The sequence below is a fragment of the Ruegeria sp. BHSA162 genome (genome assembly GCF_059613385.1).
The window spans coordinates 29,650-50,800 of sequence record NZ_JBXWSK010000017.1 but is presented as its reverse complement, the minus strand read 5'-3'; the positions used below and the strand labels follow the sequence as shown (position 1 = coordinate 50,800).

General features: G+C 60.9%; 20 protein-coding genes and 1 tRNA gene. 14 read left to right on the top strand and 7 right to left on the bottom strand.

Translation table 11 applies throughout. The annotated features are described in order from the left end of the window. Window positions 1–727, bottom strand: a 727-nt coding sequence (locus tag AC2FM5_RS07635; protein ID WP_496734836.1) for a ribonucleotide reductase barrel domain-containing protein, incomplete at its 3' end; no start/stop codon positions are given. Window positions 728–1,234: 507 nt separating this feature from the next. Here AC2FM5_RS07635 and AC2FM5_RS07630 point away from each other — a divergent pair. Then, window positions 1,235–1,690: a hypothetical protein gene (locus AC2FM5_RS07630; RefSeq protein WP_170359098.1), complete on the top strand. Its 456-nt coding sequence runs from the start codon at window positions 1,235–1,237 to the stop codon at window positions 1,688–1,690. Window positions 1,691–1,696: 6 nt separating this feature from the next. Here the strand turns inward: AC2FM5_RS07630 and AC2FM5_RS07625 are convergent. From AC2FM5_RS07625 to pdxH, 4 genes are all read right to left on the bottom strand, one after another. Continuing rightward, window positions 1,697–1,773, bottom strand: a tRNA-Pro gene (locus AC2FM5_RS07625). A 43-nt stretch (window positions 1,774–1,816) separates the two neighbouring features. Further along, the gene (locus AC2FM5_RS07620) at window positions 1,817–2,278 is read right to left on the bottom strand and encodes a DUF192 domain-containing protein (RefSeq protein ID WP_496734839.1); all 462 of its coding nucleotides are present in this window, start codon (window positions 2,276–2,278) and stop codon (window positions 1,817–1,819) included. A 12-nt stretch (window positions 2,279–2,290) separates the two neighbouring features. Continuing rightward, window positions 2,291–2,818, bottom strand: a complete 528-nt coding sequence (locus AC2FM5_RS07615) for a cold-shock protein (protein ID WP_093962172.1) — start codon at window positions 2,816–2,818, stop codon at window positions 2,291–2,293. Between the two features lie 121 nt (window positions 2,819–2,939). Further along, window positions 2,940–3,545 carry a pyridoxamine 5'-phosphate oxidase gene (gene pdxH, locus AC2FM5_RS07610; protein WP_170338455.1) on the bottom strand — a complete coding sequence of 202 codons (606 nt, stop codon included), beginning with the start codon at window positions 3,543–3,545 and terminating at the stop codon, window positions 2,940–2,942. A gap of 135 nt (window positions 3,546–3,680) precedes the next feature. Here pdxH and fabI point away from each other — a divergent pair, with 135 nt between their 5' ends. The 5 genes from fabI (at window position 3,681) to trpE (ending at window position 9,663) form a co-directional block, all read left to right on the top strand. Beyond that, window positions 3,681–4,487: an enoyl-ACP reductase FabI gene (gene fabI / locus AC2FM5_RS07605; protein WP_170370522.1), complete on the top strand. Its 807-nt coding sequence runs from the start codon at window positions 3,681–3,683 to the stop codon at window positions 4,485–4,487. Between the two features lie 4 nt (window positions 4,488–4,491). Beyond that, window positions 4,492–5,001, top strand: a complete 510-nt coding sequence (gpt, locus tag AC2FM5_RS07600; RefSeq protein WP_149774418.1) for a xanthine phosphoribosyltransferase — start codon at window positions 4,492–4,494, stop codon at window positions 4,999–5,001. A 40-nt stretch (window positions 5,002–5,041) separates the two neighbouring features. Beyond that, window positions 5,042–6,217 carry an aminotransferase gene (locus AC2FM5_RS07595; RefSeq protein ID WP_496734832.1) on the top strand — a complete coding sequence of 392 codons (1,176 nt, stop codon included), beginning with the start codon at window positions 5,042–5,044 and terminating at the stop codon, window positions 6,215–6,217. Window positions 6,218–6,298: 81 nt separating this feature from the next. After that, a complete protein-coding gene (locus AC2FM5_RS07590; protein WP_496734830.1) occupies window positions 6,299–8,140 on the top strand; it encodes a peptidyl-prolyl cis-trans isomerase in 1,842 nt (613 codons plus the stop codon). Window positions 8,141–8,151: 11 nt separating this feature from the next. Further along, window positions 8,152–9,663 carry an anthranilate synthase component I gene (gene trpE, locus AC2FM5_RS07585; RefSeq protein WP_170359089.1) on the top strand — a complete coding sequence of 504 codons (1,512 nt, stop codon included), beginning with the start codon at window positions 8,152–8,154 and terminating at the stop codon, window positions 9,661–9,663. Window positions 9,664–9,709: 46 nt separating this feature from the next. Here trpE and AC2FM5_RS07580 read toward each other — a convergent pair whose 3' ends face one another. Then, the gene (locus AC2FM5_RS07580; protein WP_496734828.1) at window positions 9,710–11,173 is read right to left on the bottom strand and encodes a divergent polysaccharide deacetylase family protein; all 1,464 of its coding nucleotides are present in this window, start codon (window positions 11,171–11,173) and stop codon (window positions 9,710–9,712) included. A 196-nt stretch (window positions 11,174–11,369) separates the two neighbouring features. Here AC2FM5_RS07580 and AC2FM5_RS07575 point away from each other — a divergent pair, with 196 nt between their 5' ends. The 6 genes from AC2FM5_RS07575 (at window position 11,370) to lexA (ending at window position 16,197) form a co-directional block, all read left to right on the top strand. Continuing rightward, complete coding sequence (locus tag AC2FM5_RS07575) at window positions 11,370–11,951, top strand: anthranilate synthase component II (RefSeq protein ID WP_170338975.1); 582 nt, start codon at window positions 11,370–11,372, stop codon at window positions 11,949–11,951. Continuing rightward, a complete protein-coding gene (trpD, locus tag AC2FM5_RS07570; RefSeq protein ID WP_170359083.1) occupies window positions 11,948–12,967 on the top strand; it encodes an anthranilate phosphoribosyltransferase in 1,020 nt (339 codons plus the stop codon). The genes AC2FM5_RS07575 and trpD overlap by 4 nt, the downstream gene beginning before the upstream one ends. Continuing rightward, entirely contained in the window at window positions 12,964–13,776 is an 813-nt protein-coding gene (gene trpC / locus AC2FM5_RS07565; protein WP_496734825.1) for an indole-3-glycerol phosphate synthase TrpC, read from the top strand. Before trpD ends, trpC begins: the two co-directional genes overlap by 4 nt. Continuing rightward, window positions 13,776–14,249, top strand: coding sequence for a cyclic pyranopterin monophosphate synthase MoaC (gene moaC, locus AC2FM5_RS07560; protein WP_170455394.1), 474 nt, complete (start codon window positions 13,776–13,778; stop codon window positions 14,247–14,249). The genes trpC and moaC overlap by 1 nt, the downstream gene beginning before the upstream one ends. Then, window positions 14,246–15,418 (top strand): molybdopterin molybdotransferase MoeA, encoded by a 1,173-nt coding sequence (locus tag AC2FM5_RS07555; protein WP_496734823.1) that lies wholly within the window; start codon window positions 14,246–14,248, stop codon window positions 15,416–15,418. Before moaC ends, AC2FM5_RS07555 begins: the two co-directional genes overlap by 4 nt. Before the next feature lie 80 nt (window positions 15,419–15,498). Then, window positions 15,499–16,197, top strand: coding sequence for a transcriptional repressor LexA (gene lexA, locus AC2FM5_RS07550; protein WP_170363386.1), 699 nt, complete (start codon window positions 15,499–15,501; stop codon window positions 16,195–16,197). On the opposite strand, the gene AC2FM5_RS07545 is transcribed toward lexA, so the two are convergent. Continuing rightward, window positions 16,181–18,223 carry a ComEC/Rec2 family competence protein gene (locus AC2FM5_RS07545; protein ID WP_496734821.1) on the bottom strand — a complete coding sequence of 681 codons (2,043 nt, stop codon included), beginning with the start codon at window positions 18,221–18,223 and terminating at the stop codon, window positions 16,181–16,183. The two genes, lexA and AC2FM5_RS07545, sit on opposite strands and share 17 nt — an antisense overlap. Window positions 18,224–18,301: 78 nt before the next feature. Here AC2FM5_RS07545 and gltX point away from each other — a divergent pair, with 78 nt between their 5' ends. Beyond that, a complete protein-coding gene (gene gltX / locus AC2FM5_RS07540) occupies window positions 18,302–19,708 on the top strand; it encodes a glutamate--tRNA ligase (protein ID WP_496734819.1) in 1,407 nt (468 codons plus the stop codon). Window positions 19,709–19,822: 114 nt separating this feature from the next. Then, window positions 19,823–21,118 (top strand): citrate synthase, encoded by a 1,296-nt coding sequence (gene gltA / locus AC2FM5_RS07535; protein WP_170338439.1) that lies wholly within the window; start codon window positions 19,823–19,825, stop codon window positions 21,116–21,118. The last annotated feature ends 33 nt before the right edge of the window (window positions 21,119–21,151 follow it).

The window sequence follows — 21,151 nt, the reverse complement described above, 5'->3', positions numbered from 1 at the left end:
ACTTGCCGCCACCCGACAGCGCTTCGCCTTCCGCGCGCAGATGGCTGAAGTTGGTCCCGGTACCCGAGCCGTATTTGAACAGGCGCGCCTCGCGCACCCATAGATCCATGATGCCGCCTTCGTTCACCAGGTCGTCATCGACCGACTGGATGAAGCACGCATGCGGCTGCGGATGTTCATAAGCCGATTTCGACTTGGTCAGCTTGCCGGTCTTGTAGTCCACATAGTGGTGACCTTGGGCCGGGCCGTCGATCCCATAGGCCCAGTGCAGACCGGTGTTGAACCATTGCGGGCTGTTCGGCGCGGCACGCTGTGTCGCCAGCATATAGCGCATCTCGTCGAAATAGGCGCGCGCGTCCTCCTCGGTCGAGAAGTAACCGCCCTTCCAGCCCCAATAGGCCCAGGCACCCGCGAGGCGGTCAAACACCTGCTTCGAAGACGTTTCGCCACCAAATTCGGCATCGTCGGCCGGAACCGAGCGCCACAGAAACTCGGGCACGTCCTTCTCACGGACTTTTTTCAGTTTGCTGGGAACGCCGGCCTTGCGGAAATACTTCTGAGCGATCACGTCGCTGGCGACCTGGCTCCACCGAGAGGGGACCTCGATGTTATCAAGGCGGAACACGATCGTTCCATCCGGATTGCGGATCTCGGACGTGACGGACACGAAGTCCAACTCTGCGTATGCGTCCTGCCCTGCCTTGGTAAATGTTCTTTCAATCTTCATGTCCGCCGCCCTAGATCAATCAGCCCAAATTCGGTTGTCCGGCACCAATTCCGTTTTCTGGCGGGGTGCCGCCCGCCTTGACCGCCGATCAGGGGCGCAGAGGACCGGGCGCTGCCTTTGGCAGCGCAAACCCGTTTGCACGGTTGCACGTCAGTTTGGAGTGCTTTCCGACCCTCGCCCTATGCCAACTCCGGCTATTCCTACCAGATTTAGTGGCAACTCACTCGGCCTATACAATCTGGCGTATCTACCCATAGTTGGTCAACGGCATTTTTTGGCTCCGAACCAAAACTTTTCTGTTGACCGCAAAACCGCAGGATGGGCCAAGGCACAACGCGCCGATTCCTCCACAACGCTGTCCACAAAACCGTGCAGATCGGTCAAATCGGATTTTCTTTTTTCCCGGCCCGGTTACGAGAAAATGGTCACCTGCCCACCCGTGCCCCATACTGTGAGGAGAATCACCAATCTTCGTGGCAGCGCAACGCGATGCATCACGACACACAAATGACGGAGTGCGCCCTGAAAACCTCGATTATCCGTTTGTTTCCGGTCCTTACCTTGCTGGCCGCTTGTGCGACGCCCGAGCCGGAACAATCTTCACGCAGCGCTCAGTTCGCCGAATACCCCGATCAGTTGTTCAGCACGTTCGAGATCAGCTGCGAAGGTCCGGAGGAACGGTTCACACGGCCCGAGCGCAGCAGTTTCGAGTGCCGTTCCTCTCTGCCTCCGGAAACCACCGCGTTCTTGATCCTCAACTATGACGGTTACCCGCAGGACTTGCCCAAAGGGGTGCGCCGCATGTCTTCGACCCGCAATCAGGCCGGTTACCGGGTCGATGCCGAGTTGTTTTTCCTGGTCCCCCAGAAGGACGGAGCGACGATCAAGGTTCCCGTCGAAAGCTCGGTTCTGGATGATGAATTGACACGGCTCTACCGGTATTTCGGTGGAACTCCGTTGTAAGGAAAGTGGTCGGGGCGGCGAGATTCGAACTCACGACCCCCTGTACCCAAAACAGGTGCGCTACCAGACTGCGCCACGCCCCGGACCGTGCGCCTTCCTAACGGCGTCATTCGGATTTGAAAAGCCCTAACAGGGCCAGATTGCAGGGCCTTGCGAAAAAATTTCGTGCCGCATGACCGCACCTGGTGCGATCGAGTAACGGGCGGCAAGCCCCGCATTCACCTCAAGAACCGCAAAGACCGAATCGCCGCCCTCGATTGGGGTCAGATCCCCCGGTACGGCATCGGAATGAACACGGGTCACCAAACCTGTGCGATCCAGAAAGATCATGTCCAGCGGGATCAAGGTGTTCTTCATCCAGAATGCGACCGGCTGGGGCGGATCGAACACGAACAGCATCCCTTCGCCCTGAGGCATGCTTTCGCGGAACATCAAACCCTTTGCCCGCTCCTGCGGGGAAACTGCCAATTCGACCAGAAACCGGACCTGTGCCTTGTCATTGCGAAGGTCCACCCGGTCAGACCGGCATTCAGCAAAGGCGCCTTGTGACAGAAAAATACTCAGAAGAAGACCGCCCAGAATCCTCATCACGCGCAGCGCTCAGTCATTGAGCGCGGATTCCCACGCAAGCACTTGTGCGGCCATGCGGCCCCGCTTGCCGTCGATGACCCGCATCGCCAGCGCCTCGCCCGGTTGGAGATCCGCCAACCCGGACCGGCGCAGAACTTCGATATGCAGAAACACGTCCTCGCTGCGACCAAAGACATTGGCAAAGCCGAAACCCTTGCTCTTGTCGAACCACTTGACCCGCGCGGCCTCGAGCGGCGCATGCGCGATCTCATTGGGATCCATTTCGGCGAAATCCGCCAGCATCACCGAGTCGGCCCGCTCGGGCGGATCAATGCTCACGACCTCAACCGCTTGAACGCCACGATCGGTGCGGTGAGTCATGATCTCAATGCCCGCGCCATCCGCGACCGAGCTTTGCCCGAAGTTCCTCAGAACGTTCACGTGCAGCAGGATATCAGGACCGCCATCGTCGGACACGACAAAGCCATACCCCTTTGCAGGGTCAAACCATTTTACGTGTCCACGAACGCGGTACATGCTGTTCAGGTCTTCTGGCACGGTGTTCCCATCACGAGATTCAAAGGGTCGTTAGGGGTCTGATGTGTATGGAAACGTCGGGCAAATTCAAGCTGAAAAAATTCAGACATTTCCGGGTGTTGCATTTCACGATACGCGAACGTCATGGATTCAACCTCTGTACGTTCCACTTTTGCTCGGACGGGTCGCGCCGCCAGCGGAACCTGTCGTGCAGCCGAAAGGCACCATCCGCCCAAAACTCGATTTCAACCGGCGTCAGCCTGTAGCCACCCCAGAATTCGGGCCTCGGCGGGTTGGATCCCAGCTTTGCCGTCACCTTTGCAACTTCGGCCATCAAAGCAGCCCGGCTGCTCAGAGGTTCCGACTGTCGCGATGCCCAGGCACCCAGCCGGCTTTTCAGCGAGCGTGACGCATAATATTCGTCGGCCAAGGGACCGTCTTCTTTGGTGATTGTACCACGAACCCGGATCTGACGCCGCAGTGATTTCCAGTGCATCACAAAGGCGGCTTTGCCGGCCGCATCCAGCTCTTGGGCCTTGGCACTGTGATAGTTGGTATAGAAAACGAAGGAGTCCGCCTCGATATCCTTCAGCAACACCATCCGTGCGTTCGGCATACCATCGGGGTCCACGGTCGCCAGGGCAATCGCGTTCGGATCGTTCGGTTCCGTCTTTTCGGCCTCGGCCAACCAACGGGCCGCGATCACGAACGGATCGTCACCGGCAAAGATGCCGTTTCGCTCACTCATGTCCATCCCCTGGAACGAATTGAACATGACCCTACGGCGAGAACCCGCCCCGGGCAAGAGTGCATGGCCTTGATGCAGCGCAATCAATGGCATAAACCAACGCAACACATCGCGACGACAGGCGGAGAACCGAACATGTCAAATCAGTTGATGGCCGGCAAGCGCGGCCTCATCATGGGACTGGCCAATGACAAATCAATCGCATGGGGAATCGCCCGCGCCTTGTCCGAAGCCGGAGCCGAACTGGCTTTCTCTTATCAGGGGGATGCACTGAAAAAACGGGTCGACCCGTTGGCGGCCCAACTGGGGAGCGAGATCGTCCTGCCCTGTGACGTCAGCGACGAAGAGTCGATCGATGAGCTGTTCGCAGCGCTGAAAGAAAAATGGGGCAAGCTGGATTTCGTCGTCCACGCCATTGGTTTCTCCGACAAGAACGAACTTCGCGGCCGCTATGTCGACACGTCGCGCGCGAATTTCAAGCTGACGATGGATGTGTCGGTCTACTCCTTCACCGCCGTGATGCAACGCGCCGAGAAGCTGATGACCGACGGCGGCAGCGCCATCACCCTGACCTATTATGGTGCTGAGCAGGTCATGCCGCATTACAATGTCATGGGTGTGGCCAAGGCCGCGCTCGAGGCGTCGGTGAAATACCTGGCCGAGGACCTGGGCAAGGACAACATCCGCATCAACGCGATCTCCGCCGGGCCGATCAAGACCCTCGCCGCCAGCGGCATCGGCGACTTCCGCTACATCATGAAGTGGAACGAGTACAACTCTCCCTTGCGCCGCAACGTGACCATCGATGACGTGGGAAAATCGGCCCTTTATCTTCTGTCCGACCTCAGCAGCGGCGTGACCGGTGAAAACCTACACGTTGACTCGGGTTATCACATCGTCGGCATGAAAGCCGTCGACGCGCCGGATGTGGAAAAGGGATAAGACCATGAGCGCAAAGGACCGCCTGCCACACGAAAAAGGCTTTCATATCAGCTGGGACCAGATTCACCGCGACTCGCGCGCGCTGGCCTGGCGGCTGGACGGTCAGGGACCGGATGAGGGCGCATGGCGCGCCGTCGTCGCGATCACGCGTGGCGGCATGGCACCTGCGATGATCGTCAGCCGAGAGCTGGACATCCGCACCGTAGATACGATCAGCGTCAAATCCTATCACCATCAGGAACGTGGCGAGGCAGAGGTGCTCAAGGCCCCCGATGCCGATCTGATGGGGGATGGTGAGGGCGTGCTGATCATCGATGATCTGGTCGACAGCGGCAAGACGCTGGAACTGGTGCGCAAGATGTACCCCAAGGCCCATTTCGCCACGGTCTATGCCAAGCCCAAGGGCCGCCCGATGGTCGATACCTTCATCACCGAGGTCAGCCAAGACACCTGGATCTTCTTCCCTTGGGATATGGCCCTGCAATATGTCGAGCCCTATCGCGGCACCGACTGATCCCACTTATCCACCACAAATCAGCAAGACCGGACACCCGATGACATTGACCCGCACCGCCGCCACCTTCGCCCCTCCGGTGATGGAGGCGCGGCGTTGGCTCGAAGGGGTCACGTTCTCGGATGACCGCCCGCTGATCAATGTGAGCCAGGCGGCGCCGGTCGATCCGCCGCCGCTGGCGCTGCGGCAGGCGATGGCCGATTTCGCGATCAATCAGGACGCCGCACATCTCTACGGCCCGGTACTGGGCAACCCCGATCTGCGCGCGGAGCTCGCGCGTGAGATCGGCGATCACTACGCTGCCGAGGTTCGGCCGGAGCAGACAGCCATCACCTCGGGCTGCAATCAGGCCTTTGCCTCGGTCATCTCGGCGATCACGGATCAAGAGGATGAGGTCATCCTGCCAACGCCTTGGTATTTTAACCATAAAATGTGGTTGGACATGGCCGGTGTCAAAACGGTTGATCTGCCGACCGGGTCGGACCTGCTGCCCGATCCGGAACAGGCGCGCGCGCTGATCACCAAGCGCACGCGCGCGATCGCGTTGGTCACACCCAACAACCCGGGTGGCGTCGAATACCCGGCGGATCTGGTCCGTGCCTTCTATGACCTGGCGCAACAGCATGGCCTGCGCCTGCTGGTCGATGAAACCTATCGTGATTTCGACAGCCGCAGCGGCCCGCCACACGCGCTGTTCCAGCAGCCCGACTGGGACCGGACGCTGGTGCATCTCTATTCCTTCTCGAAGGCCTACCGCCTGACCGGCCACCGCGTGGGCGCGATCGCCACAGGTGCGCCGCTGCTGGCCGAGGTCGAGAAATTCCTCGACACCGTCGCCATCTGCCCCGGCCAGATGGGCCAGTTCGCGGCGCTGTGGGGGATGCGGAACCTGTCGCAGTGGCTGGCGGGCGAACGCGCCGAGATTCTGGATCGCCGCGCCGCAATCACCGAGAACATGCCCCGCCTCATCGACAAGGGTTGGCGGCTGCTGGGTCTGGGGGCTTATTTCGCCTATCTCGAACATCCGTTCGACATGCCGTCGGACGAACTGGCGCGCAGATTGGTCTCCGAGGCCGGTATTCTGCTGTTGCCGGGCACCATGTTCATGCCCGACCACGACCCCGCCGGGAAACGTCAGGTGCGCATTGCTTTCGCCAATCTGGACCGTGCTGGAATCGGGTTATTGTTCGACCGCTTGAAGGCCCTGTCCTTCTGAGCTTGCCCCCCGGCATCCCGCGTCGTATTCAGGGCCGCAACAGTCACGGCAGAACCCTGCCGCAAGATCCAAGAGGGCACTATGGCCGCAGGCATTAACAAACTCTCCAAAACGTTCGTCTGGATTCTCATGGGCATGCTGATGCTGGGTCTTGCCGGTTTTGGCGCCGTCAACCTCAGCGGAACGGTCCGCACAGTCGCCCAGGTCGGGGATGAGGACGTTTCGGTCGATGCCTATGTCCGCGAGCTGCAGCGCGAAATCCGCGCGGTCGAGGCTCAGACCGGTCAACCGATGCAGATGTCACAGGCTCGCGAGCTGGGGCTGGATCAGCGGGCCTTGGCGCGTCTGGTTTCGCTGGCAGCCCTGAACAATGAGGTCGCACAGCTGGGTGTTTCGATCGGTGATGCCAACCTGCAGAAGGAAATCGTCGGCATTCAGGCCTTTCAGGGCCCTGACGGATCTTTTGACCGCGAAGCCTACCGGTTCCAGCTGGAACAGATCGGCATGACCGAAACCGAGTTCGAGGAAGATCTGCGAAAGGAAACAGCGCGGACAATCGTCCAAGGCGCGATGATGGGCGGAGTTGAAATGCCCGCGATCATGACCAAAGCCCTGGCCGACTATGTTCTCGCTCGCCGCAGCTTTACCGTCGCAACTCTTTCGCCGGACGCTCTGACGACCCCGATCTCCGAGCCAACAGATGCCGATATCCAAGCATATTACGACGCGAATACCGATCGGTTCACCCTGCCGCGCACCAAAAAGATCACCTACGCCGTTCTGTCGCCGGAGATGCTGCAGGATAAGGTCGAAGTAGACGAAGACGCGCTCAAGCGTCTGTATGAGCAGCGCAAGGACCAGTATCAGCAACCCGAACGTCGTCTGGTTGAGCGGTTGGTCTACCCCTCGGAGGAAGAGGCGACTGCGGCGATGGCGCAGCTGGAAGTCGGCGGAGCGGATTTTGAGCAGCTGGTACGCGAGCGCGAACTTGAACTGAGCAGTGTCGATCTGGGTGATGTGACCCGCGAAGATCTGGGCGAGGCCGCGGATGCCGTTTTTGCCGCAGAGATTGATCAGGTCGTGGGTCCCCTGCCCTCGGTCTTTGGTCCGGCCCTTTTCCGGGTCAACGGATCGCTGGCCGAACAGAACGTGAGCTTTGAGGACGCCGAACCGGAACTGCGTGCAGAGCTGGCCGGCGAACGCGCCCGGCGCCTCATCGAGAGCCAAGCCGAAGACATCAACGACATGCTGGCCGGCGGCGCCACGCTGGAAGAATTGGCCAACGAAACCGAAATGGAGCTTGGCAAGATTGACTGGACCCGTCAAAGCGATGGCGGCATCGCCGCGTATGACGGCTTCCGCCAGGCTGCGCAGGCCGTCCGCGAAGATGATTTCCCAGAAATCGGATTCCTCGAGGATGGTTCGATCTTTGCCCTGCGACTGGATGAGGTTCTGCCGCCGCGCCCCGAGCCGCTGGAGTCCGCACGCGACCGCGTCGCCGCCGCATGGGTACAAGAACAGACAGCCAAGGCGCTTGAGGAACAGGCCAACGGCATCGTGACTCAATTGGCCGTCGACGGTGACTTCACGGCGACCGGGCTGCCATTCCGTGTCGAAAACGCGCTGACCCGGACCGCCTTTTTGGACAACGTCCCGGCCGACTTCATGACCCAGATCTTTGAGATGGAGTCCAATGAACTGCGTGTGATCGCGGGACCGGATGCGGCATTCATCGTGCGGCTGGACGAGGTTCTTCCGCCTGCGGAAACCGACGAACAGCGCCTGATGCAAGAGGCCGCTGCCGCTCAGCTGAACCAGGCACTGGCCCAAAACATTTTCGACATCTATGTGCGCGACGCTCAGACACGCGCGCAGCCGACCCTGGACCAGCGCGCGCTGAACGCGGTTCAGGCCAACTTCTGACCGGAACGAAAATGGCTCTGACACCCGATTTCGACAGCTTTGCCCGCGCCTATGAGGCCGGACAGAACCAGGTCGTTTATACCCGTCTGGCCGCGGATCTGGACACACCGGTTTCGCTGATGCTCAAGCTGACGGGCGCCCAGAAGGACGCCTTCGTGCTTGAATCGGTGACCGGAGGCGAAGTTCGCGGGCGGTATTCGATCATCGGGATGAAGCCGGATCTGATCTGGCGCTGTCGGGGCGAAACCTCGGAATTGAACCGTTCGGCGCGGTTTGATGCGGATGCGTTCGACGCGCAAGATGGCAACCCGATGGACAACCTGCGCGCGCTGCTCGCCGAAAGCCGCATCGACCTGCCCGATGACCTGCCCCAGGCTGCGGCCGGCCTGTTCGGTTATCTGGGTTACGACATGGTGCGCCTTGTCGAATACCTGCCGGATGTGAACCCCGATCCTTTGGGCCTGCCGGATGCGATACTGCTGCGCCCGTCGGTGGTTGCGGTCCTGGACGGCGTGAAAGGCGAAGTCACCATTGTGTCTCCGGCCTGGGCCAGCGACGGGCAGTCAGCCAAGGCAGCCTACGCACAAGCGGCCGAGCGTGTGATGGACGCGGTTCGCGACCTGGAACGCGCGATGCCCTCGGAGTCGCGGGATTTGGGCGAAGCACACGAGATCGCGCCGCCGGTATCCAACTTCACCAAGTCGGGCTACATGGAAGCCGTGGAAAAGGCCAAGGAGTACATCCGGGCTGGTGACATCTTCCAGGTGGTTCCGGCACAACGCTGGACGCAGGATTTCCCGCTGCCGCCCTTTGCGCTGTATCGTTCCTTGCGCCGCACAAATCCGTCGCCGTTCATGTTCTATTTCAACTTCGGTGGCTTCCAGGTGATCGGCGCCAGCCCCGAAATACTTGTGCGCGTGTTCGGCAACGAAGTGACCATCCGGCCGATCGCCGGAACACGTCCTCGCGGTGCCACCCCCGAAGAGGACAAGGCGAACGAGCTGGATTTGCTGGCCGACAAAAAGGAACTGGCCGAGCACCTCATGCTGCTGGACCTGGGCCGCAACGACACAGGACGCGTGTCCAAAATCGGCACCGTCCGCCCGACCGAGGAATTCATCATCGAGCGCTACAGCCACGTGATGCACATCGTGTCGAACGTTGTGGGCGAGTTGGCCGGCGACAAGGATGCCCTGGACGCCTTCTTTGCCGGGATGCCGGCGGGCACAGTGTCAGGTGCACCGAAGGTCCGGGCGATGCAGATCATCGACGAGTTGGAGCCCGAAAAGCGCGGTGTCTACGGCGGCGGTGTCGGCTATTTCAGCGCCGGTGGCGACATGGACATGTGCATTGCGCTGCGTACGGCCATCGTGAAGGACCAGAAACTGTATATCCAGGCCGGTGGTGGTGTCGTCTATGACAGCGACCCCGAGGCCGAATACATGGAAACCGTGCACAAATCGAATGCCATCAGGCGAGCCGCGGCGGATGCGGCGCGGTTCACCGGATCCGGGAATTCATAAAAAAAGGCGGCCAATCTGGCCGCCTTTTCTTCTTTTTCTGCATTGATTACTGGATCTGGCTTTTCATCACCGCCGAGATCGGGGCCAGGGCAACTCGGTTGCCGCGATCCTCAAGCCCCCAGAGCAACAACGCCGAAATTGTCTCGGGCCGCAATCGGCCCAGCATCACAACTGCGCCTTCCTGCCCGGCACGAAAAGCGGCCTGGTCCAGGAACCGGCGCATGACCGTTGGATCCTGACGCGCGCCGTCGATGTCGCGGAACACCACACTGGATGGAATGCCATTCCGCGCGGCCAGCTTTTGGACGGTGTTCAACCCGTTGTCCTGCACGACCAGCCCACGGCCCGTTCCTGCCGCGATGGCAGCCACCTGATCGGCCAACTTGCGGTTGCCCTGTATCCCGGTGTTCACGCCCTCGAGCAGGCCAACGGTTTCAGGCAAGGTTTCAAGCCAGACCGCCAACGAGACTTCGGCATCCTGCGCACTGGCCGCCTTTGGCAGGTCGGTCAAGGCCAGAACCTCGAACCCAGCCTCGCGATAGCGCTTCATCTTCTCCGCCGCTTGCGGATCCGAAGGGCTGACCGCAAAGCTCAGCGGATACGGAAAATCCTTCAGCGCCTCAGCCCCGAACGCACCTTCGTCATCGATCAGGATGATCGACATCAGCGGTTTGGCATCCGGGTTGTCAAAGGCGGCGGCATAAGCATCGATCGGCTTACCGGGCATGCCCTCACCCTCTGCCGGCTGATCGGCCGGGGAATCATCGCGTTCGGTCAGCGGGATCACGCGTTTGCCGGCAATCGAAGATGAGGCCGTTGCCTGTTCGCCGCCGATCTGGGGCAAGGCCGCGATCCGGGCCCGTTTGCGGGGCTGCGTGTCTTCGTCCCCCTCGACCGCGATCGGGCTGTCGCCGGTTCCGGTCGGTTGATCCGGCTCAGGTGTCGACGGCAGCGCGGCTGTTTCCGGCGCCGGGGTCGCCTCGGGTTCCGCATTTGCCGCAGTCTCTGGTTCGGCGGTCTCTGGCTCGACGGTCGTGACCTCTTGCGCCGGGGGCTGTGGTGCGGCCGGCAGTGTCGCGTCCACGGTAACGGGCTGGACCTCCTCGTCCGGACTGGAGGGAACCGGTCCGGGCGCCGGGGGCGCGGCTGGCGCGTCGGTCGTCACATCGACCGACGCGGCGTCTCCCGCACCCGGGTCGTTCAGGCCTGCCACGGTGTCACCGACCTGCGGACGATCATCCGGCTCGGCCTGAATGCCATCCAGTCCAGTGGCCCCATCCGCCGTATCGTCCAGCGCCTCCAACGCTCGTGGTGCGATTTCGACAAGATCGGAATCCGGACCAGCGCCCTGCACTTCCGTATCGGCCTTGGGCAGATCGGCTTCCACCGCGGCTGGCGCCGCTGTCTGAATATCCGGTTTGCTGCCAAGTGGCGTGTTCAGGGAAAGCACTGCGCCCAGAACCAACACAACGACCGCGCCGGCGATCATTCCACCGATAAATCCGCCCATCTGTTCTTGCCTCTCGTCTTTCATCCTGCCTCGGCAGCCCGTGCACCGTCTTTGCGGCACTCACCCGTCCGGTCGCCTTGTTGGGGTTGTCCCCTTGACGCTGCCGCACAAGCCTGAGCATGTATGTCCCAACACTATACCGTGGCGCGGGGCTGTATCGCCAGTCCGAATTGCCCAAACACAAGACAAGTGCCAAATGCTGCTGCTGATCGACAACTACGACTCGTTTACCTACAACCTTGTCCACTATTTGGGCGAATTGGGCGCGGAAATGGTCGTGCGCCGCAATGATGCGCTGGATGTGCAGGAAGCGATGGCCATGAACCCTGCCGGCATCTTGCTGAGCCCCGGCCCTTGTGATCCTGACCAGGCCGGGATCTGCCTCGCCCTGACCGAGGCAGCTGCGGAAACGCGCACGCCTTTGATGGGTGTTTGTCTGGGTCACCAGACCATTGGTCAGGCCTTTGGCGGCAAGGTCGTGCGGTGCCACGAAATCGTGCACGGCAAAATGGGAACCATGCATCACACTGGCAAAGGCCTGTTCGCCGGCCTGCCGTCACCGTTTGAGGCGACCCGCTACCACTCACTGGTCGTCGATCGGGATACCCTGCCCGATTGCCTCGAAATCACGGCAGAGTTGGAAGACGGCACCATCATGGGCCTGCAACACAAAGAGCTGCCGATCCACGGTGTTCAATTCCACCCGGAGTCGATCGCCTCGGAGCACGGCCACGCTCTGCTGAAGAATTTCCTGAACGAAATGAAAGTCCCCGCATGAGTGACGCGCTGAAACCGCTGATCGGAGCTGCGGCCGATCGCGCCCTGACCCGTGCCGAAGCCGAACAAGCCTTTGAGATCCTGTTTGAGGGCCGCGCCACGCCCAGCCAGATCGGCGGTCTGTTGATGGCCATGCGGACGCGCGGCGAAACGGTCGAGGAATATGCCGCCGCTGCCGCCGTGATGCGCGCGAAATGCAACGCGGTCAAAGCGCCATCTGGCGCGATCGACATCGTTGGAACCGGCGGCGATGGGAAAGGCACGCTCAATATCTCGACCGCAACGGCTTTTGTCGTTGCTGGCGCGGGCGTGACCGTGGCCAAGCACGGCAACCGGAACCTCAGCTCGAAATCCGGGGCCGCCGACGCATTGGGACAGATGGGAATCAACGTGATGGTCGGGCCGCAAGTCGTTGAAAAGGCTTTGCAGACCGTCGGCATCGGGTTCATGATGGCGCCCATGCATCACCCGGCCATCGCCCATGTCATGCCCACCCGGCAAGAGCTTGGCACCCGAACCATCTTCAACATCCTTGGCCCCCTGACCAACCCCGCCGGTGTCAAGCGGCAGCTGACCGGAGCCTTCAGCCGCGACCTGATCCGACCGATGGCGGAGACTCTTGGCTTGCTCGGGGCCGAGCACGCCTGGCTGGTACATGGCTCGGACGGGACCGACGAGTTGACGATTACTGGCATCAGCTGGGTCGCGTCGCTTGAGGACGGACGGGTGAAAGAGGTCGAACTGCATCCCGAAGATGCGGGCCTGCCGGTTCATCCGTTTGAAGATATTCTGGGCGGAACACCCGAGGAAAACGCCGTCGCGTTCCGCGCATTGCTGGATGGCGCGCCGTCGGCCTACCGGGATGCGGTCCTGCTGAACGCGGCTGCGGCCCTTGTGGTCGCCGAAGCTGCACCGGACCTGAAGCAAGGCGTCGAAATGGCCGCCGAAAGCATCGACAGCGGCAAGGCGAAAGACAAGATTGCTGCTCTGGCACAACTCACACAGGAAGCCGCATGACCGAAACCGTTCTGGATAAGATCAAGGCCTACAAGCTGGAAGAAGTCGCCGCCGACAAAGCCCAAGTTCCCCTGGACGAGGTCGAGCAACAAGCCCGCGAAGCGTCTGAAACGCGCGGCTTTGTGGATGCTCTGCGCACGGCCAGTCGCCGTGGTTATGGCCTGATCGCCGAAATCAAGAAGGCAAGCCCGTCCAAGGGTTTGATCCGTGAGGATTTTGATCCGCCCGCGCTGGCAAAAGCCTATGAAGAAGGTGGCGCCGCCTGCCTTTCGGTTTTGACCGACACACCCAGCTTTCAGGGCGCCAAGGGCTTCCTGACCGCCGCCCGGGCTGCATGCTCGCTTCCGGCACTGCGCAAGGACTTCATGTATGATCCCTATCAAGTGGTCGAAGCGCGGGCACTGGGTGCCGACTGTATCCTGATCATCATGGCATCAGTCGACGATCAGCAAGCCGCCGAACTGGAACAGACTGCGTTTGACTGGGACATGGATGTCCTGATCGAGGTACATGACGAGGCCGAGCTTGAGCGCGCGGCCGATCTCAAAAGCCCTCTCATCGGTATAAACAACCGCAACCTCAAGACCTTCGAGACCTCGCTTGATACCACTCGTCGCTTGTCCAAGCTGGTTCCCGCTGACCGCATGATCGTGTGCGAAAGCGGGCTGAACACCCCGGACGACCTTGCCGATATCGCCCGCTATGGTGCCCGGTGTTTCCTGATCGGAGAAAGCCTCATGCGGCAGCAGGACGTCGCCTCCGCAACCCGTCACATCCTGTCGAACCCGCTGGTGCCGGGGGTCATGTGATGCCCCTGACGCATTTTGACAGCGACGGCCAGGCCCATATGGTCGATGTATCGGACAAGGACACGACAAACCGCGTCGCCGTTGCAACGGGTTACGTGAAAATGGCGCAACAAACATTTGAAATCATTTCCGAAGGCCGCGCGAAGAAGGGCGATGTTCTGGGGGTTGCCCGGTTGGCCGGGATCATGGGGGCAAAGAAGACACCGGACCTGATTCCGTTGTGCCATCCCTTGCCTGTCACCAAGGTGTCGGTTGACCTGACATTGGACCCGGACCTGCCCGGCGTGCAGATCGAAGCGACGGTCAAGACCACTGGACAGACTGGTGTTGAGATGGAGGCCCTGACAGCCGTGTCTACCGCGGCGCTGACCGTCTATGACATGGCCAAAGCCGTCGACAAGGCAATGGAAATCGGCGGGATCCGCGTTCTGCTGAAAGATGGCGGTAAATCAGGTCGTTACGAGGCAAAATGATAACCGTTGAAGAAGCCCGGCAGCTGCTGTTCGGCCTGGTAGCCACCATTCCCGAAGAGCAGATTGCGCTTGCTGACGCGGCCGGTCGAGTGCTGATGCGGGATGTAAAAGCCGAGCGGGACCAACCCCCGTTTGCCGCCTCTTCAATGGATGGATATGCGCTGAAGTCGGCCGAGGTTGAACGTCATGCGATGTTCAAGGTCATCGGTGAGGCCGCTGCTGGCCAGCGTTTCACCGGTACGGTTGGCCCGGGCCAGGCAGTTCGGATCTTCACCGGGGCTCCGGTCCCCGAGGGGGCAGATTTCGTCGTCATCCAAGAAGACACCGACCTGCGCGGCGATCTGTTGACGATCACGGAAGAACCCGGCCAAAAAACCAACATCCGACCGGCAGGCGTGGACTTCACCATCGGCGATGTAGTTAGTGCGCCGCGAGTCCTCTCGCCCGAAGATCTTGCATTGCTGGCGGCGATGAATGTTCCAACCGTCTCCGTGGCCACCAAACCTCAGATCGCGCTGATCGCCACGGGTAACGAGCTGGTCATGCCGGGCGAAACTCCGGGACCTGACCAGATCATTGCCTCGAACTCGTTTGGCATCAAAGCGTTGCTCGAGAAAGCCGGCGCACATGTTCGCATGTTGCCAGTGGCACAGGACACCCTGTCATCGCTGGAAACCGCGTTTGGCTTGGCCGAAGGCTCCGATCTGGTCGTGACAATTGGCGGAGCGTCGGTGGGTGACTACGACCTTGTGGCCGAAGCATCGCATCGGCTGGGGCTCGAACAATCCTTCTACAAGGTCCTGATGCGCCCCGGCAAGCCGCTGATGGCCGGGCGGCTGGGTGATGCGGCGATGATCGGGTTGCCCGGCAACCCAGTCAGCGCGATGGTTTGCGGATATCTCTTCCTGGTCCCCTTGGTCAAAAAGATGCTGGGCATCCAGGCTGTTGACCCGATACTCCATCAGGCCATCTTGTCGGATGCCCTTCCACCAAACGGCCCGCGCGAGCACTATATGCGCGCTCGATTGGAAAGCGATGGAATACGCGCGTTCGAGGATCAGGACAGTTCGCTGCTCAGCGTTCTGGCGCGGTCGAACGCCTTGCTGATGCGCCCTCCAAACGATCCCGCGCGGGCTGCGGGGGAAACGGTGTCCTACCTGCCGATTTAGGTTCAGCCGGCAAATTCATTGACACAAAACGTGAACATGCGTAGAACAAAAGAAAACGCATGGGCAACGAGGTGTGAGCGATGCTGACCAAGAAGCAATTGGATTTGCTGGAATTCATCCACAAACGCGTTCAGGCGGACGGTGTTCCACCCAGCTTTGACGAAATGAAAACGGCGTTGGACCTGAGATCCAAATCCGGCATCCATCGGTTGATTACTGCACTGGAAGAGCGTGGGTTCATCCGGCGTCTCGCCCACAGGGCGCGCGCGATCGAGATCGTGAAACTGCCCGAGAGTCTTGGAGGCGAGCCGACCGCCGGCTTCACGCCCCGCGTGATCGAAGGTGACAAGCCCAGCGTGCCCCGCCCCGCCAATGTCGATCCTGTGTCGGTGGACGCTCTCGAACTTCCGGTGATGGGCAGAATTGCCGCCGGTGTTCCTATCGAGGCGATCAGCCACATTTCCCATCATGTTGCGGTACCGGGCACGATGGTATCGGGCCGTGGCGAACACTATGCCCTTGAGGTGCGGGGAGACTCCATGATCGACGCCGGTATCAATGACGGGGACGTGGTCGTGATCCGCGAAACGTCTTCGGCAGACAATGGCGACATCGTCGTGGCTTTGGTCGAAGATCAGGAGGCAACCCTGAAAAGGTTTTTCCGGCGCGGCCAGGCGATCGCGCTCGAGGCCGCCAACCCCGCTTACGAAACGCGGGTATTGCCCGAGGACAAGGTCAAGGTTCAAGGGCGTCTCGTCGGACTTATTCGGACTTACTGAAGCCGTCGGGCCGAGCCGGTGACCAAAGGCGTGGCCCCGTCGCATCAGCGCTGCTGAACATCTTTCCTTGGCGGATCGCAAGGCTGCCGGTCTTTCGCAGTCGGTCAGGATCAAAAACGGCGCAGTCACCGGTCAGTTTGATCGGCACGGCAGAGACCACGAGTTCGCCCGGTCGGCAAACGGTGACCTGCTGCGCCGCGCGCTTGTCCGTGATGTGGACCAGCTGGAAATCCTCTAAAGGATATCGCTGAACAAGATCTGGGGCCGATGGCCACCGGCCCGCAGCCTCCGGCTGGGTTGCTCCGTCTCCATCGTTTTCAAGCCAGACCGAAGCGACGAACCCAGCGCCTTTTTCCTTGCTCAACGCGCGGCCCTTCTCGGTCATCACCCCGACCAAACCACCTGAATCGGCGATCAGCACCTCGGGCCGCTGGCCTTGTCCCCAGAATACTGCGGCGAACGCCATCGGAAAAACTCCAACCCAGCGGCTGCGTCCCTGCCACAAAATGACCCACAGCGCACCCAAGGAAAACAGCGGCAGGACAAAACCGGGCGAGCTGGCAACGAAGCCCCGTGCACCATCCAGGCCGGACAACCAGTCCGAGACGGCCAGGATCCACGCCAGTCCGATACCCATCACATGGATCGCCACGGCCTCGAGCCCGAAAGGCGCGAGGATCGCTGCCAGAACTGCCGAGGGAACCACGACGGATCCCATAACCGGCACGGACAGGGTGTTGGCCAGCAAGCCGTAGTGCGACACCATGTTGAAATGTGCCGCACCAATTGGGGCCGTCGCCAAACCAGCGACCGCCGAGGAGCACAGAAGCCCACCCACCGGGCGCAACCACTTGGGCACTCTTGGAACCTCAACGTCGCGAAGGGCACCGAAAACCGCGACCAGTGCTGTCGTGGCGGCAAAGGACATCTGAAATCCGGGGCTGAGCAATGATTCGGGGCGAAGAAACAGCACCAACAGCGCCGCAACCGCGACGGCCCGCAAAGATATGGCACGCCGATCGATCAAAACCGCCCCAAACAGAACCGATACCATCACGAAGGCGCGCTCGGTCGCGACATTGCCCCCAGAAAGCAACAGATAGAGCGTTGCAGCGATCAGCGCGCAGACCGCGGCAACCTTGCGAACCGGCCACCGCAACGCCAAGGCGGGCAAGGCCGCAAGCAGTACCCGGCAAGTCACAAAGACGAACCCCGTCAACAACCCCATATGCAGGCCGGAGATTGCAAGCAGATGGGCAAGGTTCGACGCGCGCAAATTGTCCAAAGCGGCGGCGCTGATGCCGCTGCGATCCCCGGTCGAAACAGCTGCGGCAAAGCCGCCGACATCACCTGGCAGCACTTCTCTCACTCTGTCGGAAATGGCCATGCGCACGGCAGCGACACGCACCCCGGCCTCAAAGCGGGACGGAGCGGCGGTGACCACTGGCGTGCGCGCGTATCCGACCGCGCCCAAGCGCTGAAACCAGGCGTGTCTGCGAAAATCAAAGCCGCCGGGTTCGACGGGACCTTGCGGCGGTGACAGATGGGCCGTCGTCATAACGCGTTGCCCTGGCACAATCGGTACATGGTCGCCATGCAACGAAAGTCGGATGCGCCGCGGGGCTTGGTCCGACGGCACGTCCCCGATCCGTACCTGGTCCAGCGTAACCCGCAGCGCATCCGAAGCAGAGCGATCCAACGCCACGACCCTCCCCTCAACCGGGCCGTAATAGCGCCATTTCAAAACCGGCTCTGCAACCATGTGAGCGCGAGCACCCGCCAGGATGAACCCAACGGCGACCAGCGCCCCCCCTATAGCCAACGGAGCCCAGGCAGACGACATCCGGCGGCTGGCCCAAATGGCAAGCAGGGCCAACCCGGACAGGCCCGAATAAATCCGCGCATCCGGCTCGAACCGGATTGCGAAATACAGGCCTATGCCGATGGCCAGACAAACCGGAGACCAAGGCAAAAGGTGCCCTCGCTGGATTAGCAACGCACCTTCGACCCACGCCACAACACGCATGGTTGCCCCCGTCCTTGAGGCTCGTTAGACAGGCTCGACTCTACGCTCAACGCGGTTACCAAAAGGTTAATCACTATAATGTCCGATCAGGTCGTCACCCGATTTGCACCCTCGCCCACCGGCTATCTGCACATTGGCGGAGCCCGTACTGCGCTGTTCAATTGGCTTTACGCCCGTGGTCGAGGCGGAAAGTTCCTGCTGCGGATCGAAGACACGGACCGCGAACGGTCAACGCCCGAAGCGACCGAGGCCATCCTCAAGGGCATGAGCTGGCTCGGGCTCGACCACGACGGAGATGTCATCAGCCAGTTCGAGGGCGCAGCTCGTCACGCCGAAGTCGCGCATCAGCTGCTGGCAGAAGGCAAAGCATACAAGTGCTTTGCGACCCAGGAAGAAATCGCGGCCTTTCGTGAACAGGCCCGGGCCGAGGGCAAGTCGACCCTGTTCCGCAGCCCGTGGCGCGACGCCGACCCCAGCACACACCCCGACCGCCCCTTCGTTGTGCGGATCAAGGCTCCGCAGGATGGCACAACCGTCATCCGCGACAAGGTCCAACGTGACGTAACCATCCGAAACGATCAGCTGGACGACATGGTCCTCCTGCGTTCGGACGGCACACCGGTCTATATGCTGGCGGTGGTCGTTGATGACCACGACATGGGTGTGACGCATGTCATTCGTGGCGACGACCACCTGAACAACGCGGCGCGGCAGATGATGATCTATGAAGCCATGGGCTGGAAAGTTCCGGTCTGGGCGCACATCCCGCTGATCCACGGCCCTGACGGAAAGAAACTCAGCAAGCGGCACGGCGCATTGGGCGCGCAGGAGTATCAGGCCATGGGCTATCCTGCCGCCGGTATGCGAAACTATCTGGCGCGCCTGGGCTGGAGCCACGGGGACGACGAGTTCTTTACCGATGAACAGGCCAAGGAATGGTTCGACCTGGACGGAATCGGGAAAAGCCCGGCGCGGTTCGATCTGAAAAAGCTCGAGAACTTGTGCGGGCAGCACATCGCCATATCCGATGATGCTGCATTGCGGCAAGAAATCGAAGAATATCTGGACGCCGCTGGCCTGCCTGCGCTGACAGAAACACAATCGGGTGATTTGGAACGTGCGATGTATTGCCTCAAGGATCGGGCGCGTACATTTCCGGAACTCCTTGAAAAGGCGCATTTTGCACTGACTTCGCGACCGATCGAGCGCGATGAGAAGGCAGAAAAGGCGCTGAGTTCTGTATCCGACGGTATACTGGATCAATTGACGCCGCAGCTGCAAAATGCTAGCTGGACCCGGAACGAACTGGAGGAGACCCTCAATTCGTTTGCCGAGGCAAACGGGTTGAAGTTCGGCAAGCTGGCTGGCCCCCTCAGGGCTGCGTTGGCGGGTCGGGCCGTCACACCTTCGGTTTTTGACATGATGCTCGTGCTAGGTCGGGATGAGACCATTGCACGGATTTCTGATGCAGCGGCACAGTCCTGACTTCACATTCGGGTAACGCTGCTCCGCTACGACCTGACTCGCGCAGCCTTGCGCGATCACCGCCCGTTTTGTCGGTCAGCGAGCCGGCATTCGTATGATTGAGGAAGGGAAAACATGACCGAGAGCAACAAGACAGCGACTCTGACCGTCCACGGAAAAACCTATGAGTTGCCAGTTCATTCGCCAACGGCCGGACCCGACGTAGTCGACATCCGCAAGCTCTACGGTCAGGCCGGCGTGTTCACCTACGACCCGGGCTTCACTTCGACCGCAAGCTGCGACAGCACCATCACCTATATCGACGGTGAAAAGGGCGAATTGCTGCACCGTGGCTATCCGATCGACCAACTGGCCGAGAAATCGCACTTCCTCGAAGTGTGCTTCCTGCTGCTGTACGGATACCTGCCCAAGGCCGACGAACTGGAAGAGTTCGAAACGACCATCACCCGCCACACCATGATCCACGAGCAGATGCACTATTTCTTCCGTGGCTTCCGCCGCGACGCGCATCCGATGGCTACGATGGTGGGCGTGGTCGGAGCCATGTCGGCTTTCTATCACGACTCGACTGACGTGGGCGACGAGCGCCAGCGCGAAATCGCGACGCACCGCCTGATCGCCAAAATGCCGACAATTGCGGCGATGGCATACAAATACTCGATCGGTCAGCCGTTCATCTACCCGCGCAATGACTTGGACTACGCGTCGAACTTCCTGTACATGTGCTTCGCCGTTCCGGCCGAGGACTACGTCGTCAACCCGATCCTCAGCCGCGCCATGGACCGGATTTTCACCCTGCACGCCGATCACGAGCAGAACGCCTCGACCTCGACCGTGCGTCTGGCTTCGTCGTCGGGCGCGAACCCGTTCGCCTGCATCGCGGCCGGTATCGCCTGCCTCTGGGGCCCGGCGCACGGCGGCGCCAACCAGGCCTGCCTCGAGATGCTGGAAGAGATCGGCAGCGTCGACCGCATCCCCGAGTTCATCGAACGCGCCAAGGACAAGAACGATCCGTTCCGCCTGATGGGCTTTGGTCACCGCGTGTACAAGAACTTTGACCCGCGCGCCAAAGTGATGAAGCAGTCGGCCGATGAGGTTCTGGACTTGCTGGGCATCGAGAACAACCCGAAACTTCAGGTCGCCAAGGCGCTTGAGAAACAAGCACTGGAAGATCCGTATTTCGTCGACAAGAAGCTGTTCCCGAACGTCGATTTCTACTCGGGCATCATTCTCGAGGCGATGGGTTTCCCGACCTCGATGTTCACCCCGATCTTCGCGCTGTCGCGCACCGTTGGCTGGGTCAGCCAGTGGAAAGAAATGATCGCCGATCCTCAGAACAAGATTGGCCGCCCGCGCCAGCTGTACCTGGGCGAAACTCTGCGCGACTACGTCGACATCGAAAACCGCTGAGACAGACAAAAGGCCCCGCCATCGAGCGGGGTC

Coding starts and splice junctions, on each gene's coding strand:
- gltA (WP_170338439.1), top strand. CDS start 19,823: ATGACCGAGAGCAACAAGACAGCGACTCTGACCGTCCACGGAAAAACC.
- gpt (WP_149774418.1), top strand. CDS start 4,492: ATGAGCGCAAAGGACCGCCTGCCACACGAAAAAGGCTTTCATATCAGC.
- AC2FM5_RS07575 (WP_170338975.1), top strand. CDS start 11,370: ATGCTGCTGCTGATCGACAACTACGACTCGTTTACCTACAACCTTGTC.
- pdxH (WP_170338455.1), bottom strand. CDS start 3,545: ATGAGTGAGCGAAACGGCATCTTTGCCGGTGACGATCCGTTCGTGATC.
- AC2FM5_RS07590 (WP_496734830.1), top strand. CDS start 6,299: ATGGCCGCAGGCATTAACAAACTCTCCAAAACGTTCGTCTGGATTCTC.
- AC2FM5_RS07545 (WP_496734821.1), bottom strand. CDS start 18,223: ATGCGTGTTGTGGCGTGGGTCGAAGGTGCGTTGCTAATCCAGCGAGGG.
- lexA (WP_170363386.1), top strand. CDS start 15,499: ATGCTGACCAAGAAGCAATTGGATTTGCTGGAATTCATCCACAAACGC.
- AC2FM5_RS07595 (WP_496734832.1), top strand. CDS start 5,042: ATGACATTGACCCGCACCGCCGCCACCTTCGCCCCTCCGGTGATGGAG.
- trpD (WP_170359083.1), top strand. CDS start 11,948: ATGAGTGACGCGCTGAAACCGCTGATCGGAGCTGCGGCCGATCGCGCC.
- trpC (WP_496734825.1), top strand. CDS start 12,964: ATGACCGAAACCGTTCTGGATAAGATCAAGGCCTACAAGCTGGAAGAA.
- fabI (WP_170370522.1), top strand. CDS start 3,681: ATGTCAAATCAGTTGATGGCCGGCAAGCGCGGCCTCATCATGGGACTG.
- AC2FM5_RS07555 (WP_496734823.1), top strand. CDS start 14,246: ATGATAACCGTTGAAGAAGCCCGGCAGCTGCTGTTCGGCCTGGTAGCC.
- AC2FM5_RS07620 (WP_496734839.1), bottom strand. CDS start 2,278: ATGAGGATTCTGGGCGGTCTTCTTCTGAGTATTTTTCTGTCACAAGGC.
- moaC (WP_170455394.1), top strand. CDS start 13,776: ATGCCCCTGACGCATTTTGACAGCGACGGCCAGGCCCATATGGTCGAT.
- trpE (WP_170359089.1), top strand. CDS start 8,152: ATGGCTCTGACACCCGATTTCGACAGCTTTGCCCGCGCCTATGAGGCC.
- AC2FM5_RS07580 (WP_496734828.1), bottom strand. CDS start 11,173: ATGGGCGGATTTATCGGTGGAATGATCGCCGGCGCGGTCGTTGTGTTG.
- AC2FM5_RS07630 (WP_170359098.1), top strand. CDS start 1,235: ATGACGGAGTGCGCCCTGAAAACCTCGATTATCCGTTTGTTTCCGGTC.
- gltX (WP_496734819.1), top strand. CDS start 18,302: ATGTCCGATCAGGTCGTCACCCGATTTGCACCCTCGCCCACCGGCTAT.